Origin of the sequence: Glutamicibacter sp. NPDC088483 (assembly GCF_044753145.1) — a bacterium.
Classification (GTDB): Bacteria; Actinomycetota; Actinomycetes; order Actinomycetales; family Micrococcaceae; genus Glutamicibacter.
In genome coordinates, this window is record NZ_JBIVMP010000001.1 from 292,640 (window position 1) to 314,928 (window position 22,289).

At 58.7% G+C, this 22,289-nt stretch carries 18 protein-coding genes; 2 read left to right on the forward strand and 16 right to left on the reverse strand.

All coding sequences use genetic code 11. The features are described 5' to 3' along the window. Positions 1-130: 130 nt before the first annotated feature. The 14 genes from ACIP6G_RS01425 to dinB all read right to left on the reverse strand — a co-directional run bounded on the left by ACIP6G_RS01425 (position 131) and on the right by dinB (position 17,067). Positions 131-865 (reverse strand): FtsQ-type POTRA domain-containing protein, encoded by a 735-nt coding sequence (locus tag ACIP6G_RS01425; RefSeq protein WP_332730616.1) that lies wholly within the window; start codon positions 863-865, stop codon positions 131-133. A gap of 62 nt (positions 866-927) precedes the next feature. After that, on the reverse strand, positions 928-2,325 hold the full coding sequence (gene murC / locus ACIP6G_RS01430) for a UDP-N-acetylmuramate--L-alanine ligase (RefSeq protein WP_400288272.1): 1,398 nt from the start codon (positions 2,323-2,325) through the stop codon (positions 928-930). Positions 2,326-2,329: 4 nt separating this feature from the next. Beyond that, complete coding sequence (gene murG / locus ACIP6G_RS01435) at positions 2,330-3,451, reverse strand: undecaprenyldiphospho-muramoylpentapeptide beta-N-acetylglucosaminyltransferase (protein WP_400288273.1); 1,122 nt, start codon at positions 3,449-3,451, stop codon at positions 2,330-2,332. Positions 3,452-3,550: 99 nt separating this feature from the next. Continuing rightward, on the reverse strand, positions 3,551-4,804 hold the full coding sequence (ftsW, locus tag ACIP6G_RS01440) for a putative lipid II flippase FtsW (RefSeq protein ID WP_400288274.1): 1,254 nt from the start codon (positions 4,802-4,804) through the stop codon (positions 3,551-3,553). Positions 4,805-4,847: 43 nt separating this feature from the next. Further along, the gene (gene murD / locus ACIP6G_RS01445) at positions 4,848-6,392 is read right to left on the reverse strand and encodes a UDP-N-acetylmuramoyl-L-alanine--D-glutamate ligase (RefSeq protein WP_400288276.1); all 1,545 of its coding nucleotides are present in this window, start codon (positions 6,390-6,392) and stop codon (positions 4,848-4,850) included. Then, on the reverse strand, positions 6,374-7,477 hold the full coding sequence (mraY, locus tag ACIP6G_RS01450; protein ID WP_105656803.1) for a phospho-N-acetylmuramoyl-pentapeptide-transferase: 1,104 nt from the start codon (positions 7,475-7,477) through the stop codon (positions 6,374-6,376). The genes murD and mraY overlap by 19 nt, the downstream gene beginning before the upstream one ends. Further along, entirely contained in the window at positions 7,474-8,931 is a 1,458-nt protein-coding gene (gene murF / locus ACIP6G_RS01455; protein WP_400288277.1) for a UDP-N-acetylmuramoyl-tripeptide--D-alanyl-D-alanine ligase, read from the reverse strand. The genes mraY and murF overlap by 4 nt, the downstream gene beginning before the upstream one ends. 50 nt (positions 8,932-8,981) lie before the next feature. Continuing rightward, the gene (locus ACIP6G_RS01460; RefSeq protein ID WP_400288279.1) at positions 8,982-10,574 is read right to left on the reverse strand and encodes a UDP-N-acetylmuramoyl-L-alanyl-D-glutamate--2,6-diaminopimelate ligase; all 1,593 of its coding nucleotides are present in this window, start codon (positions 10,572-10,574) and stop codon (positions 8,982-8,984) included. After that, positions 10,568-12,382 carry a peptidoglycan D,D-transpeptidase FtsI family protein gene (locus ACIP6G_RS01465; RefSeq protein ID WP_400288280.1) on the reverse strand — a complete coding sequence of 605 codons (1,815 nt, stop codon included), beginning with the start codon at positions 12,380-12,382 and terminating at the stop codon, positions 10,568-10,570. The genes ACIP6G_RS01460 and ACIP6G_RS01465 overlap by 7 nt, the downstream gene beginning before the upstream one ends. Before the next feature lie 74 nt (positions 12,383-12,456). Beyond that, positions 12,457-13,227 carry a hypothetical protein gene (locus tag ACIP6G_RS01470; RefSeq protein WP_105656806.1) on the reverse strand — a complete coding sequence of 257 codons (771 nt, stop codon included), beginning with the start codon at positions 13,225-13,227 and terminating at the stop codon, positions 12,457-12,459. Position 13,228: 1 nt separating this feature from the next. Then, the gene (gene rsmH / locus ACIP6G_RS01475) at positions 13,229-14,221 is read right to left on the reverse strand and encodes a 16S rRNA (cytosine(1402)-N(4))-methyltransferase RsmH (protein ID WP_400288281.1); all 993 of its coding nucleotides are present in this window, start codon (positions 14,219-14,221) and stop codon (positions 13,229-13,231) included. A gap of 170 nt (positions 14,222-14,391) precedes the next feature. Further along, entirely contained in the window at positions 14,392-14,805 is a 414-nt protein-coding gene (gene mraZ / locus ACIP6G_RS01480) for a division/cell wall cluster transcriptional repressor MraZ (protein ID WP_038990697.1), read from the reverse strand. 529 nt (positions 14,806-15,334) lie between these two features. Further along, on the reverse strand, positions 15,335-15,718 hold the full coding sequence (locus ACIP6G_RS01485; protein WP_105656808.1) for a DUF3040 domain-containing protein: 384 nt from the start codon (positions 15,716-15,718) through the stop codon (positions 15,335-15,337). Positions 15,719-15,900: 182 nt separating this feature from the next. Further along, a complete protein-coding gene (gene dinB / locus ACIP6G_RS01490; protein ID WP_400288283.1) occupies positions 15,901-17,067 on the reverse strand; it encodes a DNA polymerase IV in 1,167 nt (388 codons plus the stop codon). Between the two features lie 162 nt (positions 17,068-17,229). Between dinB and ACIP6G_RS01495 the strand changes: the two genes are divergently transcribed. Further along, positions 17,230-18,336, forward strand: a complete 1,107-nt coding sequence (locus ACIP6G_RS01495; protein ID WP_400288285.1) for a polyprenyl synthetase family protein — start codon at positions 17,230-17,232, stop codon at positions 18,334-18,336. A 100-nt stretch (positions 18,337-18,436) separates the two neighbouring features. Here the strand turns inward: ACIP6G_RS01495 and ACIP6G_RS01500 are convergent, their stop codons facing one another. Next, complete coding sequence (locus ACIP6G_RS01500) at positions 18,437-18,790, reverse strand: Rv2175c family DNA-binding protein (RefSeq protein ID WP_105656811.1); 354 nt, start codon at positions 18,788-18,790, stop codon at positions 18,437-18,439. Between the two features lie 206 nt (positions 18,791-18,996). Here ACIP6G_RS01500 and ACIP6G_RS01505 point away from each other — a divergent pair, with 206 nt between their 5' ends. Then, positions 18,997-20,724: a LysM peptidoglycan-binding domain-containing protein gene (locus tag ACIP6G_RS01505; RefSeq protein WP_400288287.1), complete on the forward strand. Its 1,728-nt coding sequence runs from the start codon at positions 18,997-18,999 to the stop codon at positions 20,722-20,724. Between the two features lie 77 nt (positions 20,725-20,801). Here the strand turns inward: ACIP6G_RS01505 and ACIP6G_RS01510 are convergent, their stop codons facing one another. Continuing rightward, a complete protein-coding gene (locus ACIP6G_RS01510; protein WP_105656813.1) occupies positions 20,802-22,289 on the reverse strand; it encodes a sensor histidine kinase in 1,488 nt (495 codons plus the stop codon).

The window sequence follows — 22,289 nt, forward strand, 5'->3', positions numbered from 1 at the left end:
CTGTCGTTATTAGAAACGCTATGAGTCGTGTGGTCTTTCTGCAACGACCGCCTAGGCGTGTCGCTTATTCAAAACTATCTTTCCAGAATTTCTTGGCTTATTGGTCTTCCCGCGCCCAGAGCACCGCGACTTAATAGACCACGGGATTTTCTGGGTTGGTGACGTCGATGGTCGTCTTGGCCGCGTGCTTTTTCTCAAGCTCTTTCAAGAAGATCGTCGCCACTTCATTTTTCAGGGCCGCTTTCTTGGCGTCTCCCCAAATCAAAGTACGGTTCTTCGGCAACGCCAGTTCGGCGAACCCTGCCTTGGACAAGGATGCCGTTGAGACTTCCTTGAGCACTTTCTTGTCAACGGTGCTCAAGATTCCGGTCAGCAGCTTGAACTGCTCCGGATCAGCAGTAACGTCGGTGGCCTTGATCTTGGGCAACTTGTCCTTGTCATTCTTGCCGACGGTACGAAGCTTCTTGCCGGTCTCGGAGACCAGGTACTGCTTCTTGCCCTCCAGCAAGATGGCCACCGGCACAGCTTCGATTACCTCAACGACCAAGGTGTTGGGCATCTGGGCCTTGACCACGATTTCGTCGATGGCCGGCTGCTCGCCGATCAGCTCCTGGACCCTCGATTCAGAGATCCGCGGCAGCGGAACGCCCTTCAATGGTTGAAGGGACTTCCCCAGCTTCTCGGAATTGACCAGCTTGGTGCCGGTTACTTCGATCTTCTTGGCAGCGATCACCGGTGAGAAGCTCAAGATCAAAACCGCAGCGAGGCTGAGCACGACGATGCATGCCGCGAGAATAATCAGGATCTTGCGCCGTTTTTTCTCCGGGCTCTCCGGAAGTTCTACGACTTTTGCTGCTTCACCCATGGATCACCTTGGTAGACGGAAGTGGACCAACTGCGATGGCCTCGGACTCGGGACGGAATTCGTCAGCTCAGCGACTTGACGATGTCTGGACCTAGCGCTGTGACATCGCCGGCGCCAATGGTCATGATGACATCGCCCGGCTCGGACTGCTCAACCACGTGCGCTACAGCGGCTGCCGGCGAAAGTACCTGGGCAGGAACCTCGATGCGCGATGCGATCAGTTCGCTGTCCACGCCATCGATAGGTTCTTCACGTGCCGGGTAGATATCCAGCACGGCCACCGAATCGGCCAGGGACAAGGCCTGGGCAAATTGGCGGAAGAACTCTTGGGTACGGCTGAACAGGTGCGGCTGGAAGACAATGTGCAGCCGGCCGGTGCCGGCCACCGTACGGCCGGCGGTCAGCGCTGCCTGCACCTCGGTCGGGTGGTGCGCGTAGTCGTCGTAGACACGGACCTCTGCGGCTTCACCCTTGAATTCGAATCGGCGAGCTGCCCCGGAGAAACTGGAGAGCGCCTGCAGCGCTTCGTCAACGTCCACACCTGCATCAATGCCGACAGACAATGCGGCGGCAGCATTAAGCAGGTTGTGCTGGCCGGGCACTGCCAGATCCAGGACGCGGCTTTGTCCGCTGCCCCATTCGATGGTTGCGGTGAAGCGGCCGTCTTCGGTGGCGCGGGCATCGGAAAGGCGGCGGTCGGCGTGATCGCTGAAGCCGTAGGTCTGCACGCGGATTTCCGGACGCTCTGCGCGCATCTTGTGCGCCAGGTCGTTGGAACCCTCATCATCTGCACAGCAGATCAGCAAGCCGTCTGCCGGCAATAGCCGGGCGAAGTCGACGAAGGCCTGGTGCACTGCTTCAGCGGTACCGTAGTGATCCAGGTGGTCGGCTTCGACGTTGGTCACGATGATGGCATCCGGCCGGTAGTTGAGGAAGGAAGCGTCGGATTCGTCCGCTTCGGCCACGAAGTAGGATCCGGACCCAAGCTCGGCGTTGGTGCCCAGGCTTGGAATATTCGCTCCCACGGCGAAGCTCGGACGCGCGCCAATGGTCTTGAGCATATGGGCGGTCAGCGAAGTGGTGGTGGTCTTGCCGTGAGTACCGGCGATGGCCACGATCTTCTCGTGGCCGCGCATGGTTGCTTCCAGGCCTTCGGAGCGGTGCAAGATGCGCAGTCCGCGGCGCAGTGCCTCGTCGTATTCCGGGTTTCCGGCCTTGATGATCGAGGAGATCACCACGGTGTCGGCGTCGCCGAGGTTCGCTGGGTCGTAGCCTACGTGGATGCGCGCGCCGCGCTCACGCAAGCCATCGAGCACCGGGAGATCCTTGGCATCGGTGCCGGAGACAGCCAGGCCGTAGTCGAGCAGCAGCCGTGCAACCGCTGATACGCCAACCCCGCCTACACCCATCAGGTGTACCTTGCCCAGATCGGCGTTCAGTTCGTCGGCTCGCAGTGCCATGGTTCTAGCCTTCCTGACCCGCACGGCGGCGGGTTGAAACTTCATCAATAATCCGTCGCGCCATGATCTGCGCGGCGTCGCGCTGCCCCAATGAGGCAGCGGCTTGAGACATCTTTTCAATTTTATGCTGATCGGTCAGCAGATTGATGACATTTTCGGTGATATAGGACTTTGTGAACTCCGCGTCGGAAACCAGGACGGCTCCCCCGGCAGCGACCAGCTCACGGGCGTTGAGCTTTTGCTCGCCGTTGCCGATGGGCAGCGGAACCAGTACCGAGGCGGTGCCAGCTACGGCCAGTTCGCAGACGGTGCCCGCGCCGGAGCGGCAGATCATCAAATCCGCGACGGCGTAGGCGTAGTCCATGCGGTCCACGTATTCGGTCTGGCTGTAGCCTTCATGGGACAGCAGATTGCCCGAGGCGTCCAGAATCTGCTTTCCGCGTCCGGTGATGTGGATAGTGTGGATGCCAGCTGCGTTCAGCTCGTCCAGGGACTGCTCGATGGCGGTATTGATGCTCTGCGCTCCGGAGGATCCACCGGTGACCAGAAGTACCGGCTTCTGCCCGGTGATACCGAAGTACCCGCGTGCTTCGCCTCGCAGCGCGGCTTTGTCCATGGTGGCAACGTTGGAGCGCATCGGCATGCCCACCTGCATCTCACCGGGCAGCCCGGTGTTGGCGAAAGTGGTTCCGACGAATGCCGCGTTCTTTGCCCCGAGCTTGTTTGCCATGCCGGCAACGGAGTTGGCCTCATGCACGAAGATCGGCAGCTTCAGCTGCTTCGCGGCAAGATATGCCGGGGTGCAGACATAACCGCCGACGCCCAGGACGGCCTCGGCCTTGGTAGTGCGCAGAACGTTCTTGGCGTTGTTAATGGCCTTGATGAAACGGAAAGGGAACTTGAGCAGATCCACGTTGATGCTGCGTGGCATCGGGGCCTTGGGGATGAGTTCGAGCGGGTAGCCGGCTTCCGGCACCAGCTTGGTTTCCAGACCACCGGGAGAACCCAGTGCTGTGACCATTGCTTCGGGATGCTCGGCCTTCACGGCATCAGCTATGGCCAGCATGGGCGAGATATGGCCGGCAGTTCCGCCGCCGGCGACGACTAGACGAAGTGCTTCGCTCATCTGTTGCTGTACTCCTTCGTCCTGCCAATGGGCAGGATCAACGTCCACCGCAGATTCAGCGATGGGCCTCTGCTTCTGATAGCGGCCGATAGCGGCGCACTATTTGGTTTTCTTGCTCTTTGCCGGTTTCTTTTCCAGCATTGCTTCGAATTCAAGTTTTTGTGCCCGGGCCGAGGAGAGGACATAGCCCATTGCCAGCATGATGGCGAGCATCGCCGAGCCGCCGGAGGAAATGAACGGCAGCGGAACACCGATCACGGGAAGTACGCCGGTGACGGTACCCAGATTCACGAAGGTCTGGCCGATGACCCAGGACATCAGGCAACCCATGAGCACCTTGGTGTACAAGTCCTTGGCGCGTGCTGCAATGCGATACATCGCCAAGGCCAGCAGCATGAACATGACCAGGACGAACAGCACGCCGATCAGGCCGAACTCTTCACCCAGGATGGAGAAGATGAAGTCGTTCTGCGCCTCAGGCACATAGGACCACTTCATGCGGGACTGGCCTGCGCCCACACCGAACCAGCCGCCGGAGGCAAAGGCGTGAAGGCCCATGCTGGCCTGGTAGCAAAGGTCGCTGCTCGGGCCGCAATCGGTATCAAGCCAAGCGAGGATGCGCTGGCGGCGGTTGGAGGAAGCGAAGATCGCCACGGACAGGCCCAGGACACCGACCACCGAAAACGCCGCCAGCCACTTCATCCGGATGCCGCCCAAGAACATCGCCGAGGCAATGATCATCAACAAGACCAGCGCTGTACCTACGTCCTTGCCGACCACGATGAGGCCAACAATGAAGACCCCCACCGGGGCAACCACTGGGACGACCAAATGCTTGATGTCGTGCAGCAGATGCTGCTTCTTTTCCAGCATGAACGCGGCAAAAACAGACAACGCCAGTTTGGCGAACTCGCTGGGCTGCAGGCCGAAGCCGCCGATGCGGATCCAGTTTCGGTTGCCGAGCACCGTATGGCCCAATGGCGTGAACGCCACGAGGAACAACAGGACCACTGCCGCAATAACGGAAGGCCAGGCCAGCCGCTTCAGCGTTTCCGGCTTGATCCGCTGCATGACCAGCATGCAGAGAATACCCAAGGCGGCAAAGCCACCCTGGGACAGCGCCACGGTGAAACCGTCCCTGCCCTTCGCGATCGCTTCAACCGACGCCGATGACTGGACCATGACCACACCGAAAACGGCCAGCACGATGGAGCCCACGAGCACCAGCCAGTAGTCCGTGGAAGCCATGCGGCCGCTGGAGTTCTCGACGGTTCCGAGCATCCTGCCGAATCTCACGTACCAAGGGAGTTCGGCTTTGGAACCTGCTGGCTTCTTGTTCATTTTCATCGCCATCGGTGCCTCCTGCCTCGGTGTCGTTTATTCGGTCAGCTTTCGATTACTGGTCTTCGCCAGTTTTATCCATCAGATCACTGACGGCAGCGATAAATGCGTTGCCACGCTGGGCGTAGGAACTGAATTGGTCCATCGAGGCCGCGGCCGGAGCCATGAGCACGGTATCCCCTGCTTCGGCTACTTCGGCAGCCTTGGAGACCGCACGCGTCATGACCTGGGCGCCGCTTGGAACCGAACCGTCACCGCCCTGCGCTGCTCCGGTGATGTCGATGACTTCAACCTCTGGCGCGTGGGCAGCGAGTGCTTGGCGCAAACCGGCGGTGTCGGTGCCGATGAGCAAGACCTTGGCCAGGCGCTGCGCGTGCTTGGCGATCAAGTCGCCGTATTCCACGCCCTTGGACAAGCCACCGGCGATCCAGACCACACGGGTGAATGCGGCCAACGAAGCATCGGCCGCATGCGGATTAGTGGCCTTGGAATCATTGATCCACAGGATGTCGTTCTTGCGGGCGACGGCCTGGATCCGGTGATCGCCGGAGTCGAAGTTCGCCAAACCCGCAGCGACAGCTTCTGCATTCACTCCGTACGCGCGGGTCAGAGCCGCCGCGGCAGCCGCGTTCGCGGCGGTGTGGCGCGGAACAATCTCGCCGATGTCCTTCAGGGCGATCAGTTCCACGGCACTGGTCTTGCGCTCTTCGATGAAGGCGCGGTCCACCAGCAGGCCTTCGACAACACCCACCATCGATACTGCTGGGGTATCGGTGGTGAAGCCGATAGCACGGCAGCCTTCGATGACTTCCGCGTTTTCCACCATGGTGATGGTGCGCTCATCGGCGGCGTTGAAGATCGCTGCTACCTGGGTGCGTTCGTAGATCTTGGCCTTGGCGGCCTTGTAGTTGTCGAAGCCGCCATGCCAGTCCACGTGGTCTTCGGCCAGGTTCAAGACCACCGAGGCAAGCGGAGAAATGCTATGCGTGTAGTGCAGCTGGAAGCTGGAGAGCTCGACGGCGAATACGTCATAGTGCACCGGTTCGCGTACGGCATCCAGGATCGGGGTGCCGACGTTGCCGACGGCGATGGCCTTCAGCCCATCGGCGCGCAGGATCGCCTCGGTCATGCCCACAGTGGTGGTCTTGCCGTTGGTGCCGGTAATCGCCAGCCACTGTGGTGCTGTGTGGCCGGCACGGTTCTGCACGCGCCAAGCCAGCTCGATATCGCTCCAGATCTCGATGCCCTCGGACTCGGCCTCTGCGATGACCGGATTACGGGGATTCCAGCCTGGGGAAACCATGACCAGCTGGGCCGGCTTGCCATCGACCAACGGCAGGGCCTGGACGTTCCCGTCGCCCAGCAGCACCTCATGGGCCCCGACGATCTTCAGCGTCTCGGCACGTTGCTGGTTCAGCTGGTCATCGCGGCCGTCGATGACGGTGACGATGGCACCCAGCTCGATGAGGGTGTCGGCCGCAGAGAATCCGGAGAGTCCCAGTCCGGCGACGACTACCCGCAGGCCTTTCCAATCAGCATCCCAGCTGGTTAGCGAGTCAAGAGATTTGCCAGCGTCTACGCTCACAGTGCGACAACCCATTCAGAGTAGAAGAGACCCAGGCCCGCGGCCACGAACAGGCCGGCAAGGATCCAGAATCGGATAACAACGTTTTCTTCGGACCAGCCCGAAAGCTCGAAGTGGTGCTGCAGCGGCGCCATCTTGAACACGCGCTTGCCGCCCGAGAGCTTGAAGTAGCCCACCTGGATGATCACCGACAGGGAGATGATCACGAACAGGCCGGCAATTACCACCAGCAGCAGCTGGGTGCGCGAGAGGATCGCGAAGGCAGCCACGGCGCCGCCGATGGCCAGCGATCCGGTGTCGCCCATGAAGATCTTCGCCGGCTTGGCGTTGAACCAGAGGAAGGCGATCAGCGCACCGGAGAGGGTGGCCCCCAGCAGGGCCAGGTCCTGCGGGTCGCGTACCGAGTAGCAGACGTCCAGCGAGTCCATGTTGCTGCAGGCCTGGTTCTGCTGCCAGATTCCCATCAGGGTGTAGGCGCCGAAGACCATGATCGAGGCACCGGTAGCCAGTCCGTCCAGGCCATCGGTCAGGTTCACGCCGTTGGTAGCACCGGTAACGATGAAGTTCGCCCAGAGCACGAACAGGATCATGCCCAGCATCGGGCCTGCGAAGGCCAGGTCGATGTTGGTGTCGCGCAGGAAGGAGATCGCGGTAGAGCCCGGAGTCAGGCCCTGGTCATTGGGGAACTGCAAGGCCAGCACGGCGAAGCTGATGCCGAAGAATGCCTGCAGGACAATCTTCTGCCAGGCGCGCAAGCCCAATGAGCGCTTCTTGAAGATCTTGATGAAGTCATCGAGGAAGCCGACCAGTCCCATGCCGCCGAAGAGCATCAGGACCAGCATTCCGCTGGCGGTAATTCCCGAAGAAGTGCGTCCCATGAGCGAAAGGATGCCATGGGTGGCGAAGTACGCCACGAACACGGCCAGGACGAAGACCACTCCGCCCATGGTCGGGGTGCCGGACTTGATGGCGTGCGAGTTCGGCCCGTCGTCGCGCACGACCTGGCCGTATTGCTTCTTGGTGAGCAGGCGGATGTACAGCGGCATGGCCACCATGGTCAGCACGAGGGCAATGCCGGCCCCCAGAATCAATGCGATCATGCGTTGTCGCCTTCCTTCGCGAATGCTGCAATGTCGTCGCCGAGGAAGCGTAGACCGGCCCCGTTAGAGGACTTGAACAAGGCGATGTCGCCTGGCTGAAGCTGCTCTTGCAGCAGCGCGCGTGCCTCATCTACGTCTTCAACGTAGAAGGCCTCGTCGCCCCAGCTGCCTTCGAGCACAGCGGAGTTGTAGGCGGGCTTTGCGCCACGGCCTACCACTACAAGTTTCTTGATGTTCATGCGAACTGCCATGCGGCCCAGCAGGTCGTGCTGGTGGATGCTGTCATCGCCCAGTTCCAGCATTTCGCCCAGGACTGCCCAGGTGCGTCGGCCCGGTGCGCCGTCGGCGCCCAGGCCCAATTCGGCCAGGGTCACCAGCGCAGCGCGCATTGATTCAGGGTTCGCGTTGTACGCGTCGTTGATGATGCTCACGCCGTCAGCGCGCTCGATGCGCTCCATGCGCCAGCGGCTGCCGGCAGCGCGGCCTTCCAGGCCTGCGGCGATCACTTCCGGGGCGATATCCAGGGCCAGTGCAGCGTTCGCCGCGGCGAGGATATTCGAGACGTGATGGCGTCCCAGGAGGCCCGAGGTGATGCGCTTGCTGTAGCCGCCAGGGAATTCAAGAGTGAGCTCTGGCTGCCCGTGGGAATTAACAACAACGTCGGTGGCCCAGACCCCAGCGTTTTCCGGCTTGTTCTTTCCGGTGCCGAAGAAGCGCACGACTCCCCCGGAACGCAACTCCATGCGTGCCACGCGGGGGTCTTCAGCATTCAAGATGGCCGTGCCATCGGCTGGCAGGGCTTCAACGAGTTCGCCCTTGGCCTTCTCGATGTTCTCCACCCCGCCGAATTCGCCGGCGTGGGCGGTACCGACGCACAACACGACACCGACCTGCGGGTGCACCATATCTGTCAGGTACGTCAGGTGGCCAATGCCGGTGGCCCCCATCTCGATGACAAAGTACTTGGTCTCTTCGGTGGCGCTGAATACCGTCAGCGGGACGCCGACTTCGCCATTGTACGAGCCGATTGGCGACACGGTCGGCGCCACTTGCGACAGAATACCGGCGAGCAGGTCCTTGGTGGTGGTCTTGCCGGCCGAACCGGTGATTCCCACGACCTTGGCGTCGTTCTTTTCCTTGAGAAGGGCAACGATGTGCGCGGCAATTTTGCCCATTGCTTCTACCGCGTCTTCAATGATGATCGCCGGGTGTTCCCTGCGGTCTTCATCGTGGGTAATGCGTTCGGCTAGGGCCAGCACTGCGCCGGCGGCGCGTGCACGGTCGATAAAGGCGTGCCCGTCGGAGAATTCTCCGGGCTTGGCGACGAATAAGGCACCCGGGACGACTTCGCGCGAGTCAGTGGTCACGGAAGTGATCACCGTGTCGGAGGCGGCTGTAGCAGTCGCTTTTCCGCCGGTGATTTCCAGCAGGTCGGTCAGAGACAGTTCAATCATGGCAATAAGGACTTTACACTTGAGCGGTGGCGATAGTGGACTTGTACGTTCTAGGAATTGGTCACAAATCCATGAAGATTCAGTGCTTTCGCTAGTTCCACTCGATCATCCAGTTCCACGTCAATTCCCGCGACGTCTTGGCTGACTTCATGTCCCCGCCCGGCCACGAGAATCGCGTCGTTGGCTTCGGCCAAACTCACAGCGAACTCTACGGCTTTGGCGCGTGGCGCGATGTTGTGAAGCTGCACCTGCGGACGCTCGGAATCGAGAACTTGCTGTGCTCCGGCGGCAACCTGGGCGCGGATCGGAGCCGGGTCTTCGCTGTGCGGGTCGTCGTCGGTCACAATGACGATATCCGCGTGGCGGGCTGCCACCGCTCCCATATCCGGGCGCTTGGTCTTATCGCGCTCTCCGGTGGCGCCGAAGACGACGATCCGGCGTCCTTGCTCCCGCGGACGGATGGAATCCAAAGCCTTTGCCAGTGCATCCGAATTATGGGCGAAATCGACTACGGCTACCGGAGATTCGGCTACGACCTGCATCCGCCCTGGAACGGCGACCGACAGCGGATCCTTGGAGTCCAAGGCCTGCTGCAGGGCTTCGAGGTCCGCACCGCCGGCCAGCACCATCAAGGCCGCCAGCGCTCCGTTGGCGACGTTGAACATGCCTGGAAGCAGGGTGCGGGTCCGCAGCTGGCGCCCATCCCGGTGCACCAGGGTGAAACTGTGGCCCAATCCGCAGTGCGCCAGTTCGGCAACCCTCCAGTGCGCCGAAGGGTGTTCGCCGTCGAGGCTCAGGGTCTCGGTAGGCACCAGGGCGCGCTCGGCCAGGCGCTGGCCGTATTCATCGTCTACCATGACCACTGCGCGCTCGGAGCGTTCCGCGGTGAATAGTTCGGCCTTGGTTTCGAAGTACTCGTCCATCGTGCCGTGCAGGTCCAAGTGGTCCTGGGTCAGGTTGGTGTAACCGGAAACGGCAAAGCGCAGGGCATCAACGCGGCCATAGCTCAGCGAGTGGCTGGATACCTCCATGGCCACCGACGTGACTTCCTGCTGCGCCATGCGCGAGAGCACGCCGTGCAGCTGGGTGGACTCCGGGGTGGTCAGCACGCTGGGGATGATCTGCCCGCGGGCGGACATCTCAATCGTGCCGATCAGCCCGGTTTCTTCACCCAGTGCGTCCAGGATCGCGCGGATCATGAAGGTTGTGGTGGTCTTGCCGTTGGTGCCGGTGACAGCGAACAGCTTCGGGCTGCGCTGGTCGGTTCCGTAGACGCTCTGCGCGATCACGGCTGCGGATTTGCGTACATCTGCAACGACTGCCACCGGGATCGAGAGGTCATCGCTGAGGAATTCGAGTCCTGCAGTATCGGTGATCAGTGCGACAGCACCGTTGCCGATGGCGGTTTCCACGAATTCGGCACCGTGGCGCTTGGCACCGGAAATACCCAGGAAGACGTCACCGCTCTGTACGATCTGCGGGTTGAGGCTGACGCCGAGGATTTGCGGAGCGGCATTGAGCAGCGCTCCAGTTCGCACCGCGCCAGCTGTGCCGCAGAGCTGGTCGAAGCCAAGACCGGCGATGCTCTCTGGGCGTAGGTACCGTTCTAGCTCACGCGGAGTGTCGGGGTTCTGGACTACCAAGATTTCTTCTGATCCTCACCTACAAAGACGTCATACGCCTCTGACTTTGTCGTGCTCGGTGGCACATTGAATGTGTTGAGAGTATGGCTCATAACATCGGTAAACGTGTCAGCTACCGAGAAGTCTTTCCAGTTGCCCTTTGGCCTGTACATGGTTGCCACGACGACGAACTGCGGATCTTCCAAGGGAGCGACACCTGCGAAGGAATAAGTATATCCGTCATAGCCCTTGGCGCTTGCCGCCTGGCCTGTACCGGTCTTGCCGCCCACGCGGTACCCGGGAATGCGCTCCTTGTAGCCGGTACCGTCGTCAACGACCGATTCCATGAGCTTGAGCATTTCGTCAGCGGTGCTTTTCTTGACCACGCGCTTCTTTTCCGGTGCGGGGATCTTGGTGATGGTACCGTCTTCGTTGCGGTAGCCCTCAATCAGGCTTGGCGAAAGGCGAACGCCGCCGTTGGCCAAGGACTGGAAAATTGAAGCGGTGTGCAGCACGGTCTGCGAATAGCCCTGGCCGAACATGGTGGTGTACTGCTGGCGGCGGTCCCAATTATCGGGATGCGCCAATTGGCCAGCGCTAGCGCCATTCAAGCCGACGCGGATGGGCGAACCCAATCCGAAGGCACGCATGTAGTCGTAACGGGTCTGCTTACTCATGGTATTTCCGACCATCACGGTGCCGGTGTTGTAGGAACGAGCGAAGATGCCCGAGACCGTCATGTCGTACGTTGGGTGTTCCAACGAGTCATTGATGGTTTCCTTGGTGAACGTCTTCTTATTCGGCACACGCATCTCCGTCAGCGGATCCACTCCGCCCTGGTCGATGGCCGCCGCGAAGATCGCGGCCTTGCCGGTGGAACCTGGCTCGAAAGCACGGGTGATGGAGGTGGAGCGGCGGAACTCCGGCTTGGTAGCGCCTGGATCATTCGGGTCCAATTCAGCGGAGTCGCCGATGGCGAGGATCTTGCCGGTATCCGCTTTCATGACGACCACGGAAACCCACTCAGCGTTGAACTGAGCTTGCTTCTTTTCTGCTGCACGCTGGGCAACGTAGTTGATGTCCGAGTCGATGGTCAGGATGACGTCCTGGCCATCGACTGCAGGGGTTTCTTCGACCTCGGTGACGGGAATGCGCACGCCATCGGCGCTGATCTCGAACTTGCGGCTGCCGGCCGTACCGGCCAGGTGTTCCTCCTGGCTCAGTTCCAGGCCTTCGGCTCCCACCACGGCTGTTTGGTCTTCGGAGTTGCGCACGAACCCCAGCAGTGGTCCTGCAATTACGCCTTGCGGGTACTGGCGTTCGCTGCGCAGCAATGAGGCAAGTCGCGGAATACCGATTTCGAGGACTTCGTTGCGTACTTCCGGGGTCACGCTCTTGGCGAGCATGACGTACCCTTTGGGCTTGGCCTCGCCCTGCGGGCGAACCTTCGTGGCAAGTTCCTCACGGTCCTGGTCAAGGGTATCGGCTAGTTCGTCAATGGCTTGGTCCCACGTGATGCGTTCCTGGCCATTGGTTCCATCCCGCTTCGCACGGCGAATGTTCTCACCCTGCTCGCGCTGGTCGATGACCAGATCATAGCGGTCTACTGAGACGGCGAGGGTGGTGCCATTGCGGTCTTCGATGGATCCTCGATTTGGCGCAATGTTTTCAACGCGTTCGCGGTTTTCCTGTGCAGCGTTGGCGATGGTTGCCGAGTTGATGCCCTGGACCCAGACCAGCCGGCCCAGGATCACCAGCAGCAAAACCACGGAGAGGAGCAGCACAAAGCGCATTCGCTTTTTCGCAGTGTCGATTGCCGTCGAGCTCACAAAAGAACCTAACTTTCCCTCAGCGTGGTTTTCCAGCAGCGTAGGCCACCTGTATCTAGCTTAGAAAGGGCTAACTACTCTGCTGGGGATTTGATGCTTGGTGCAGGGATCGTGCCCCCGTTAAGCTCAGCGTCATTGAACACTGGGCGGCCATCACTGGCAACTTCACGTTCAGCTTTCTCCGGCTTCACCTCTGGTTCCTTGGAACCTTCAGTGGCACCGGACTCCTTCTGTGAATCTGCTGAGGCTTTACCCACAGTGGTCTTCGGCGTGTTTGATGCGTTGGCTTCAGTTTTGCTTTCACCCTTGCGGATGCTGTCGCCCGGCAGCGGAATAGTTCCGTATTCCTGCTTGCTGTTCTTTGCCTTGACCGCCTTCTCAGCGTCTTGGGCAACCTTGCCCTCAGACAGGCTGATCAGCCCTGGAGCACCTGGCGAAACCAAACCGAGGTCCTTTGCCTTGGCGGCCAGTGCCTGTGGCGCCGCCAAGGACTGGGCCTCCTTCAGCAGTGCCTGATTCTCTTGGGAAAGCGCACGCTCTTGCGAACGCAAGTTCACGATGTCGTACTGCCGCTGAGCTACAGAAGTATTGAGCAGCACCAGCGTAACGATCACGCTGAATGCCAAGACAACGAGCACCGCAGACATTGTGAACATGGAGCGCTTGCTGGTTTCGTTCATCTTAGGAACCAACGAAAGAGTTACGCGCTGACGCGAATCGCCTTTAGGCAGGTTGCTAGCTGGGACGGGCTCGGGTCGCATTGCACGCGCAGTATTACCGTCGACAACAGGCTGGTTGTTCACGGCTGCGGTCTTCTGCACGCGGCGCTGGGCTCGTTGGCTCATGCTAGCTCCTCTTCAACACTCGTTCCACAGCTCGCAAGCGGGCTGAGGCTGCACGTGAATTTTCTGCTATTTCGTGGTCGCTTGGCTTCTCGGTGCCCTTGGTGAGCACCTTGTATTCAGCTTTGTGTTCGTCCAGCTCTACCGGGAATCCCGGAGGGGCCGACGAGGTAGATCCATGGACGAAGTGCCGCTTGGTGATTTTGTCTTCCAAGGAGTGGTAACTCATCACGACGACTCTTCCGCCGACGTTCAAAGCTCCCATTGCCGCCGGGATCGCACGTTCCAAGACGTCAAGTTCCTCATTCACTGCAATACGCAATGCTTGGAAGGTCCTCTTGGCCGGGTGTCCGTGGTTTCGAGCTGCCGCCGCGGGCACAACGCTGCGGATCACTTCAACTAGTTCAGCAGTGGTAGTGATGCGGCTCTTGGCGCGTGCCTCGACGATTGCCGTCGAGATGCGTCCAGCAAACTTCTCTTCGCCCCACTGTCGAATAATTCGAAGCAGTTCGTCGCGTTCCAAGTCGTTGACCAGGTCCTCGGCAGTTGGGCCAACAGAGGTGTCCATGCGCATGTCCAGCGGTGCATCATACGAATAGGCGAAACCCCGTTCACGCTCATCGAGCTGCAGCGAGGAAACGCCAAGGTCGAACAGAACGCCGTCGACCCCCGGGAACCCCAGATCTTCTACGACATCCGCAATTTCGTCATACACCGCGTGCACGAGGTCGATGCGGTCCTGGAACGTGGCGAGCCGTGCACCGGCAAGTTCGTGAGCCTGCTCGTCACGGTCTAGACCGATCAGGTGCAAATTGTCGAACCGCTTAAGGATGGCTTCGGAGTGCCCACCCATCCCGAGGGTGCAGTCAACCACAATTGCCCGACGGCCTTCAGCATTGGCTCGCTCAATACCTGGAGCTAGCAAATTAACGCATCGGTCCAGAAGTACTGGAACGTGGCGTTCGGATGCTGGTCGCTGGGAATCCTGATTTGGCACTGCGCCCCCTTTCGCTTTCGATCTGCTGTTGAGATCAGATCCCCCTCCAACCAAGTGGCGATCCAACCTTCTGGCTCCGGGGAAGTGAAGCCAGACGATTTTCTACCCCAAGGTGGCTGGAGATCTCATCTCAACAAACGTGGTGTTTTGTCGGTGTAGGGCACAAGGCCCTAATCTTCGTCAGTATCGGAGAACACGTCTTCTTGTTCATCCAAGTACTGCTGCCATGCGGTCGAATCCCAGATTTCAATACGGTTACCCGCACCGATAACTGTGACCTCCCGATCAAGGCCTCCATAAGTGCGCAGCACTTGCGGAATCGTTACGCGCCCCTGCTTATCTGGAACTTCATCCGAGGCCCCTGAGAGGAACACACGCGCATAGTCGCGCGCTCGTCGGGAGGTCAAGGATGCCTGCGCCAGCTGTTCGTGCTGCTTCTCAAATTCCCGCTGGCTGAAAACGTATATGCAACGCTCTTGGCCGCGAGTGAGAACCAGCCCATAGGACAGCTCATCTCGATATTTAGCTGGAAGAATCAACCGACCTTTTTCATCAAGACGCGGTGTGTAAGTTCCAAGGAACATGCACACCACCTTTCCCGTGAAGTGGCCAGAAGCCCCATTCTCCTCTACTTGCCTCCACTTTACTCCACAACCCTCCACTGTCAATGCAATTTCAGTGGTTTCGCGAGGGTCTGGACTTAAAAAACACCTGAATCTAGCGGATGCTCAGCCTATGTTCAGGTGGAGGGATGGGAATCGTCCCGCTGCATGATCCAGTATTTTTCAGAGATTCCACACGCAAAATCCGCGGAATATAGCTATTTTTAGGCGCGGTGGTGGGAAGTGGAGGAACCTGGGGAGGGAAGTGGGGGCCTGCCTGACCGGCGAGGTGAACGTGAACCTTGGAATCTGCAGAGAATTCAAGATCACTTGCAAAGTCGCGCGGCCCTCAGATAGGCGCACCGAATATCCAGGACATCCAACTTCCCGAATTGAACGAAACCCATGCGCCCCGGCATGAGGTGCACGGTGACCGTAGGGACGTGAGAAGCGGGGCTTAAACAAGAAAAGAGGTGCAACCCTAGGGGTCACACCTCAATATCAATGCAGATCAGCTATCGGACTGATCACGCTTTCGCTGGTTCCATTTTTCTTCCAGGCCGGAAAGGAATTGCGAATTGTTCTTGGCTGCAGATTTTGATCCCGTTCCGTTGGACGGACCAATTTTTCCAGTAGCCGATTTAGTCAGGGCAAGCAGTACCCCCGCGAACATCACCGCAAATCCGAGAACGCCTACGATGATGATGTGCTGCGAGATTCCAAAGATGAGTCCCGCTAGGCCGACGATTACCAGCAAGATACCCAGAGCAATATTTCGGGTCGACAAACGTCCCGTGCCCGATGGGCCTTTCATGCTCGAAGCGAAGCGACGGTCTTCATGCAGCTGCTTTTCCAACTGCTCCAACAAACGCTGCTCGTGTTCCGATAGCGGCATCGTCTTCTCCTTCCAAAGGCAATCTCGACGGTCGTCCACCGTCTTCAAGTTCAACGTCGGGTCGAAGGGAAAAGTTCCCTGAATTCGATCGAACTTAATTCAAGGATAGTCTCTTTTGCACCCGCCCTGCTAGTTGATCTTCCCCACTGTCCAGATATCCATACGTTCTACACAGAATGTGTTTATTCCTTGGGGCGCAGAAAACGTGCTGGGGTCACGATGGACTGCGGGAATCTCTGTCCGATCTGGTCAGCGATGCGTTCCGCTTCTCGGGCTTTCTCTTCGCGGGGGTCCAAGCTAAATTGCAGACCCAACTCGTAATCTTGCAACCGTTCAGCTTTCACCCCGATCAGCCGGACCGGTTGCGGCATAGGGGTCAATTTTCGCAGAAGGGCCAGCGCGGACTCGCTAATTTTCGTTGAAGAATCTGTCGCAGCTGCGAGCGCCTTCGAACGCGTAATTCCAGAAAAGTCCTTGTACTTGATCTTGAGCCCAACACCGTTGGCTGATTTGCCGTGCCGCCGCAGCCGTTGACCGACCTTATGGCTCAGCCGCAAAAGTTCGCCCTCAAGCACCTGGGGATCGGTGATATCCACCGCAAAGGTATGTTCCGATGAAATGCTCTTCTCATCCCGGCTAACCTCCACCGGACGGTTATCGATCCCCCGCGAGAGCAAATAAAGGGCGCGGCCGTGTTCCCCCAACCGGCTAATCAATCTTGCTTCTGGCTCGCCAGCGAGTTGCCCCACGGTCTCAATCCCCAAGGAGTGAAGCTGACTAGCGGTTCGTTTTCCCACGCCCCACATTTTCGACACGGGTAATTCGTGCAGGAATTCTTCGGTTCGCTCGGGTGCAACTACCGCCATGCCGTCAGGCTTGGCGTACGTCGAAGCGAGTTTCGCAACGAATTTATTCCTTGCAATGCCCACGCTGGCCGGCAGTCCCATTTCTTTGCGTATATATTCGCGGATCTGCTGAGCGATCTGCACTGGCCCGCCAAGCATGCGCATGCTTCCAGTAACGTCTAGGAACGCTTCGTCGACACTGACTTGCTCAACCAGAGGCGTCAATGTGCGGAAGTACGCCATGATCTGGGCCGAGGCTTGCGAGTACTTGTGATGGCTCGGCTCGATCACGGTAGCTTGTGGTAGCAGCGGGATGGCTTGGCTCATCGGCATCGCCGAATGGATCCCGCGAGCTCGGCAGTCATAAGACGCAGAGAGCACCACGCTCCGGCCTGAACGGTGGCCTACAATAACTGGCTTGCCTACTAGGTCGGGGCGGTCCCGCAGTTCCACTGAAACAAAGAAGGCGTCCATATCGACATGGAGGATTGCACGATCCACCATTTCAATTCCTCTCCCCTCGTTCGGCTGCACCACCAGCTTACTCGAATGTATATTCGGATTCCGTTCGCACCCCGTGTACTTTGGGTGCCTTCTTCGCCGGGCGGGAATCACCGGTAGAGTTGTTGCTAACCACTAGTTGTTTACCCGTAGAAATGATTTTGCATGTCGATGCCTGATTCTGTGCCGGACCTCAACACTGAAGCCCAGAGCTTGAGCCGTACCTACACTTCTGACGTTGCTCAGTTATTGGAAGAATTCCTGGCTGCGAAAAGCGTTGAAGTTGGTCAGATTACTAGCAGCGCCGTCGAAATCGTCAATGCGATCACGTCACTGACCCGTGGCGGCAAGCGGCTTCGCGCCCTGTTCGCTTTCTGGGGTTACCTCGGTGCAGGTGGTCGGCCCGATGAACGCGACATCGTCCAACTCGGGGTGGCCTTGGAACTCTTCCAAGGAGCCGCGCTGATTCATGACGACATCATCGACAATTCCGATACACGACGCGGTCAGCCGAGCGTTCACAAGCGCTTCGAGGCCCAGCACCGAGAACTTGGGCTTGCGGGGAGCGCAGCGAGCTACGGCATGGCCAGCGCAATCCTTACCGGCGACCTATGCCTGTCGTTGAGCGAGGAAGTTTTCTCAGGTATTGCTTCCCTCAACGCTCGGGCGCGTACCATCTTCAATCAGATGCGCACCCAGGTGATGGCCGGGCAGTATCTTGATGTTCTAGAAGAGTCTGCGGGCCCCGCCTACGATCCGAAGGAAGCGGTCAAGCGAGCTCGCACTATCGTGCGCTTCAAGTCAGCCAAATACTCCACTGAAAACCCTTTCTTGCTTGGCGGCGCGTTGGCCGACGCCAGCGAGGCTCTTATGGAGCGCTACTCCGCATTCGCGCTTCCGCTGGGTGAGGCATTCCAGCTACGTGACGATGTTCTGGGCGTGTTTGGCGATCCAGCAGTCACAGGGAAGCCGACCGGCGGCGATTTGCAAGAAGGCAAGCGCACGGAATTGATTGCCCACGCCCTCTTGCTATCAACTTCTGACGAACAGGACTTCATTCAGAGTCGCCTCGGCGCAGTGGATCTCAGCGAAGAAGAAGTGTTGAGACTAAGCGGTATTCTGCGCGATAGCGGGGCCCTGGCGGCCACCGAGCAGAGCATTAGTGAGTTGACCACCCAATCAGATCTCGCCCTGAACGCATTGCACGTCACGCCCCTCGCCTTAGCGGGAATGCAGCAGCTCAGTGATGCAGTGACAAAGAGAAGTAAATAGCGATTCGTTACTAAGACATAACGAAAGGTCTCAACCATCCATGCGATATGGAATACGGTTGAGACCTTTTGTTATTACTGAGGCTAGTTCGTCCGGGCCATTACCAGCCCATGGCCTGCGCCCGCCGACGGATTTCAGTTTTACGTCCGGTGCGCAGAGCATTCATTGGAGTGCCGGGCAGCGATTCATCCTCGGTGAACAGCCAAATAACCGATTCCTCATCGGAGAAGCCGGCATCCAAGAGTACCGAAAGAGTGCCCTTCAGGCTTTCCACCACTACTCCGTCTTGGAGAAAATCTGCAGGGATCGAACGGACATTGCGAGCGCCAATTCTCAACGAAACAATGGCACGCTCATCCAGCAGTCGGTGCACGCGGCGAATATCTACATCTAATTCTTCAGCCACATCGGGCAGGGTCAGCCACTGGCCGACGAGATCTACGGTTTCCTTCACCCCTTAAGGTTCCCACAAATTCCTGATCCGCGCAGAAATTTGGATGAAACTCACCTCAGCAGTTCCCATGAGTCACAGGAGTAGTGTAAATTTTCTTGTATCACTTTGATAACAATTGCATCACAGTCAACATGGGGAACCACTTCCCCTCTGTTACCTGCGGAGCAAAGCCCGTTATTTTCACCGTATAAATGAGGATTGACTCCATGCCCCACGAATCCAAACATGCTTCCAAGCATGCGTTAGGCGTTGTAGCAGGCGCGGCCATTCCCGCTGCGGTCATTGGCAGCCTCGCCTTAGCTCCCGCAGCGCAGGCAGCACCGATGACTGTTCCCAACACCTCAGGAAGCTTTGCCAAGTCGGTAACTCCGGAGACCATCAAGGTCGCTGAAGACCAGATCAAGGCCCACCTGATCGCTTCGCGAGTATCTACGCTGGGATTGCCAGCTAAACGAGATGTTTCCGAAATCAAGATCCCGGCAGGTGCGTCCCTATGGAGCATCGCTCGGGAATATGACACAACCGTGTCAGAGCTGAAGAAGCTCAATAATCTTAAGAATGATTCAATCGTCGCCGGCAAGACACTCAAGGTCTCCGGTCATGCTTTGAAGAACAGCTCCAAGGGCAAGTCTTCGAGCTCGTCATCTTCAAGTACCGCCACTTACACCGTCAAGAACGGTGACACCCTCAGCGGCATTGCGAGCAAGCACGACATGAGCTTGTCTGATCTGTTGAAGAAGAATGACATCTCTGCAAGCAAGGTAATCTTCCCCGGCAATAAACTGAAGGTCAAGGGTTCGGCGTCGAGCTCCAGCAATACGACGCAGACGAAGAAAACTTCTTCTTCGTCGGGTTCTTCAACCTACACTGTGAAGAACGGTGACACCCTCGGAAGCATCGCCATCAAGCACAATATGAGCTTGTCTTCGCTCCTTAGCAAGAACGATATCTCGGCCAGCAAGGTGATCTTCCCTGGCGACAAGATCAAGGTCAAGGGTTCTTCGTCCTCTGGCTCTTCGTCGAAGTCCTCCCAGAAGAAGTCCTCCTCCTCCGGTTCTTCAAGCTACACCGTCAAGTCCGGTGACACGCTCAGCGGCATTGCGGCCAAGCACGGCATGAGCTTGTCCGATCTGTTGAAGACCAATGACATCTCTGCCAGCAAGCCGATCTTCCCAGGCAGCAAGATCAAGGTCTCGGGTGGCACGTCGTCTTCGAGCTCCTCGCCGAAGAGCACTGCTGCGCCCAAGGCCAAGGCCAAGGCCAAGACGTCGACCTACTCCGTGAAGTCCGGCGATACTCTCAGTGGCATCGCGACCAGCCACGACATGAAGCTGGCCACCTTGCTGGACTTGAACCCCGAGTACAGCTCGAGCACGCCATTGAAGATCGGCGCCAAGCTGAAGGTTTCGGGCTCCTCGGTTGCACCGTCGGGTCAGGTCAAGAAGCAGAAGATCGGCAATAGCTTCGCTGGTCGTACCTACGCAGATCACGTTGTGCGAGATGCTAACTCGAACAAGGACTACCTTGACTCGATCAGCGTCCCGAGCCGCGGCGAGATGCAGGACCTCATCCGTTCCACTGCAAAGAGCATGGGCGTTGACCCGGCTCTGGCGTTGGCTCACGCGTACCAGGAGTCTGGCTTCAACATGCGTGCGGTCTCCCCTGCTAACGCCGTTGGCGCCATGCAGGTACTGCCAAGCACCGGTGACTGGATCGCATCGGTCATTGGCCAGGACCTGAACGTCCTGAACCCACGGGATAACGTTGTCGCTGGTGTCGCAGTAATTGCCTACAATTTGGACAACACCGACAACCTGGACAACGCAATCGCATCGTACTACCAGGGTCTGGCCGGTGTTCGTAACAACGGCATGTACGAAGACACCAAGCATTATGTAGCCAGCATCAAGGCTCACATGAAGAATTACCGCTAAATAGCCAAAAGGAGAGGCGCTTCCAACACGGTGTGTTGGAAGCGCCTCTTTTTTTGTTGCAGCTGATCAGGCTGCTCCTAGCCTGTACGGTGGTCAAGATCCAATGGCATGTCGATTACCACCTTGGTCCCGCCCTTCTCGCTCTGTACCCAACGGATTTCACCCGATAGTTCGCTGGTAACCAGAGTGCGGACAATTTGCAGCCCAAGTCCCTCGCGGCGTGGCTCTTCTGGCAACCCGTGGCCGTCATCTTCAATGACAACCCGGAGCCAATCCTTGCTATCGGCACCCTTGTAGCGTTCGGCAACCAGCGCGACTTCACCGTTGCGATGCGCTAGTCCATGTTCCACGGCATTAGTCACCAGCTCATTGATCACCAGTGACAACGGTGTCGCCAAATCAGCGTCAAGCATGCCGAATTCGCCTTCACGACGCGTGGATACCCTTTGCTCCGGAGAAGCGATTTCCACGATCAGACGGAACTGGCGATCCATCAGATCATCAAATTTGACGGTTTCGTTCAGGCCCTTGGACAGGAAGTCGTGGACCGAAGCGATAGTGGAGACTCGTCGCATTGCCTGCTCCAGGCCCTGCTTGCCGTCCTCTGAGCTCATCCTGCGCGATTGCATGCGCAACAGCGCCGCGACAGTCTGCAAGTTGTTCTTCACGCGATGATGGATTTCACGGATCGTAGCGTCCTTGGTGACCAGTTCTTTTTCGCGACGGCGCAGTTCGGACACATCGCGGCACAGCACCAGTGCGCCCCAGCGCTTTGATTCGTTGCGCAGCGGAATGGCACGCAGGGAGAGGGTGACTCCGCGATGTTCCACCTCGGTACGCCATGGCATCTTGCCCTGGAGCACCAGCGGAAGAGTTTCGTCGACTACACGACGGTCGCTGACCAGTGCCATCGTCAGATCAGCCAGTGGCTGGCCCTGGAGGACATCAGCTGCGCCTAATCGGCGGAAAGCTGAAACAGCGTTCGGGCTGGCGAATTCGACGGCTCCATCAACGTTGAGCCGGATGAAACCATCACCGACGCGCGGCGCGCCACGGCGGGAGCCGGTAGGGCTGGCGAAGTCCGGCCACAGCCCTTGGGTACCCATCTGCAACAGGTCATCAGCGCTTTGCCGGTAGACCAATTCCAGATTGCTGGGTGTGCGGGACTGGTTCGGATCGAAATGGGAAGTGATGACCGCAACCGGTTGGTTCTGGCGCACTAGCGGAATCGCCTGCACCGTGGTCAACCCCATGATGATATCTTTGCCGGCTTGTTCGGCCGAGCGTTGCACTTGCTTGGTTTCCCAAGCGCGGTCCACCATAATGCGCAGATCCTTGCGGATCCGTTCTCCCACGAAGTCGCTATGGAAGGCGGTATGCGAGGTGGAAGGGCGCACGTGTGCCAAAGCCGTATAGGAACCGTCCCCGGTGGGGAACCAGAGCACCAGGTCTGCGAATGCTAGATCCGAGACCAGTTGCCAGTCCCCCACCAGGAGGTGGAGCCAATCCTCATCACCGGGCGCTAGTGCAGCACGTTGACGTAATTCTTCGGTGATGAGGGCCAT

Coding starts and splice junctions, on each gene's coding strand:
- ACIP6G_RS01425 (WP_332730616.1), bottom strand. CDS start 865: ATGGGTGAAGCAGCAAAAGTCGTAGAACTTCCGGAGAGCCCGGAGAAA.
- murC (WP_400288272.1), bottom strand. CDS start 2,325: ATGGCACTGCGAGCCGACGAACTGAACGCCGATCTGGGCAAGGTACAC.
- murG (WP_400288273.1), bottom strand. CDS start 3,451: ATGAGCGAAGCACTTCGTCTAGTCGTCGCCGGCGGCGGAACTGCCGGC.
- ftsW (WP_400288274.1), bottom strand. CDS start 4,804: ATGGCGATGAAAATGAACAAGAAGCCAGCAGGTTCCAAAGCCGAACTC.
- murD (WP_400288276.1), bottom strand. CDS start 6,392: ATGGGTTGTCGCACTGTGAGCGTAGACGCTGGCAAATCTCTTGACTCG.
- mraY (WP_105656803.1), bottom strand. CDS start 7,477: ATGATCGCATTGATTCTGGGGGCCGGCATTGCCCTCGTGCTGACCATG.
- murF (WP_400288277.1), bottom strand. CDS start 8,931: ATGATTGAACTGTCTCTGACCGACCTGCTGGAAATCACCGGCGGAAAA.
- ACIP6G_RS01470 (WP_105656806.1), bottom strand. CDS start 13,227: ATGAGCCAACGAGCCCAGCGCCGCGTGCAGAAGACCGCAGCCGTGAAC.
- mraZ (WP_038990697.1), bottom strand. CDS start 14,805: ATGTTCCTTGGAACTTACACACCGCGTCTTGATGAAAAAGGTCGGTTG.
- ACIP6G_RS01485 (WP_105656808.1), bottom strand. CDS start 15,718: ATGCCGCTATCGGAACACGAGCAGCGTTTGTTGGAGCAGTTGGAAAAG.
- dinB (WP_400288283.1), bottom strand. CDS start 17,067: ATGGTGGATCGTGCAATCCTCCATGTCGATATGGACGCCTTCTTTGTT.
- ACIP6G_RS01495 (WP_400288285.1), top strand. CDS start 17,230: ATGTCGATGCCTGATTCTGTGCCGGACCTCAACACTGAAGCCCAGAGC.
- ACIP6G_RS01505 (WP_400288287.1), top strand. CDS start 18,997: ATGCCCCACGAATCCAAACATGCTTCCAAGCATGCGTTAGGCGTTGTA.
- ACIP6G_RS01510 (WP_105656813.1), bottom strand. CDS start 22,289: ATGGCCCTCATCACCGAAGAATTACGTCAACGTGCTGCACTAGCGCCC.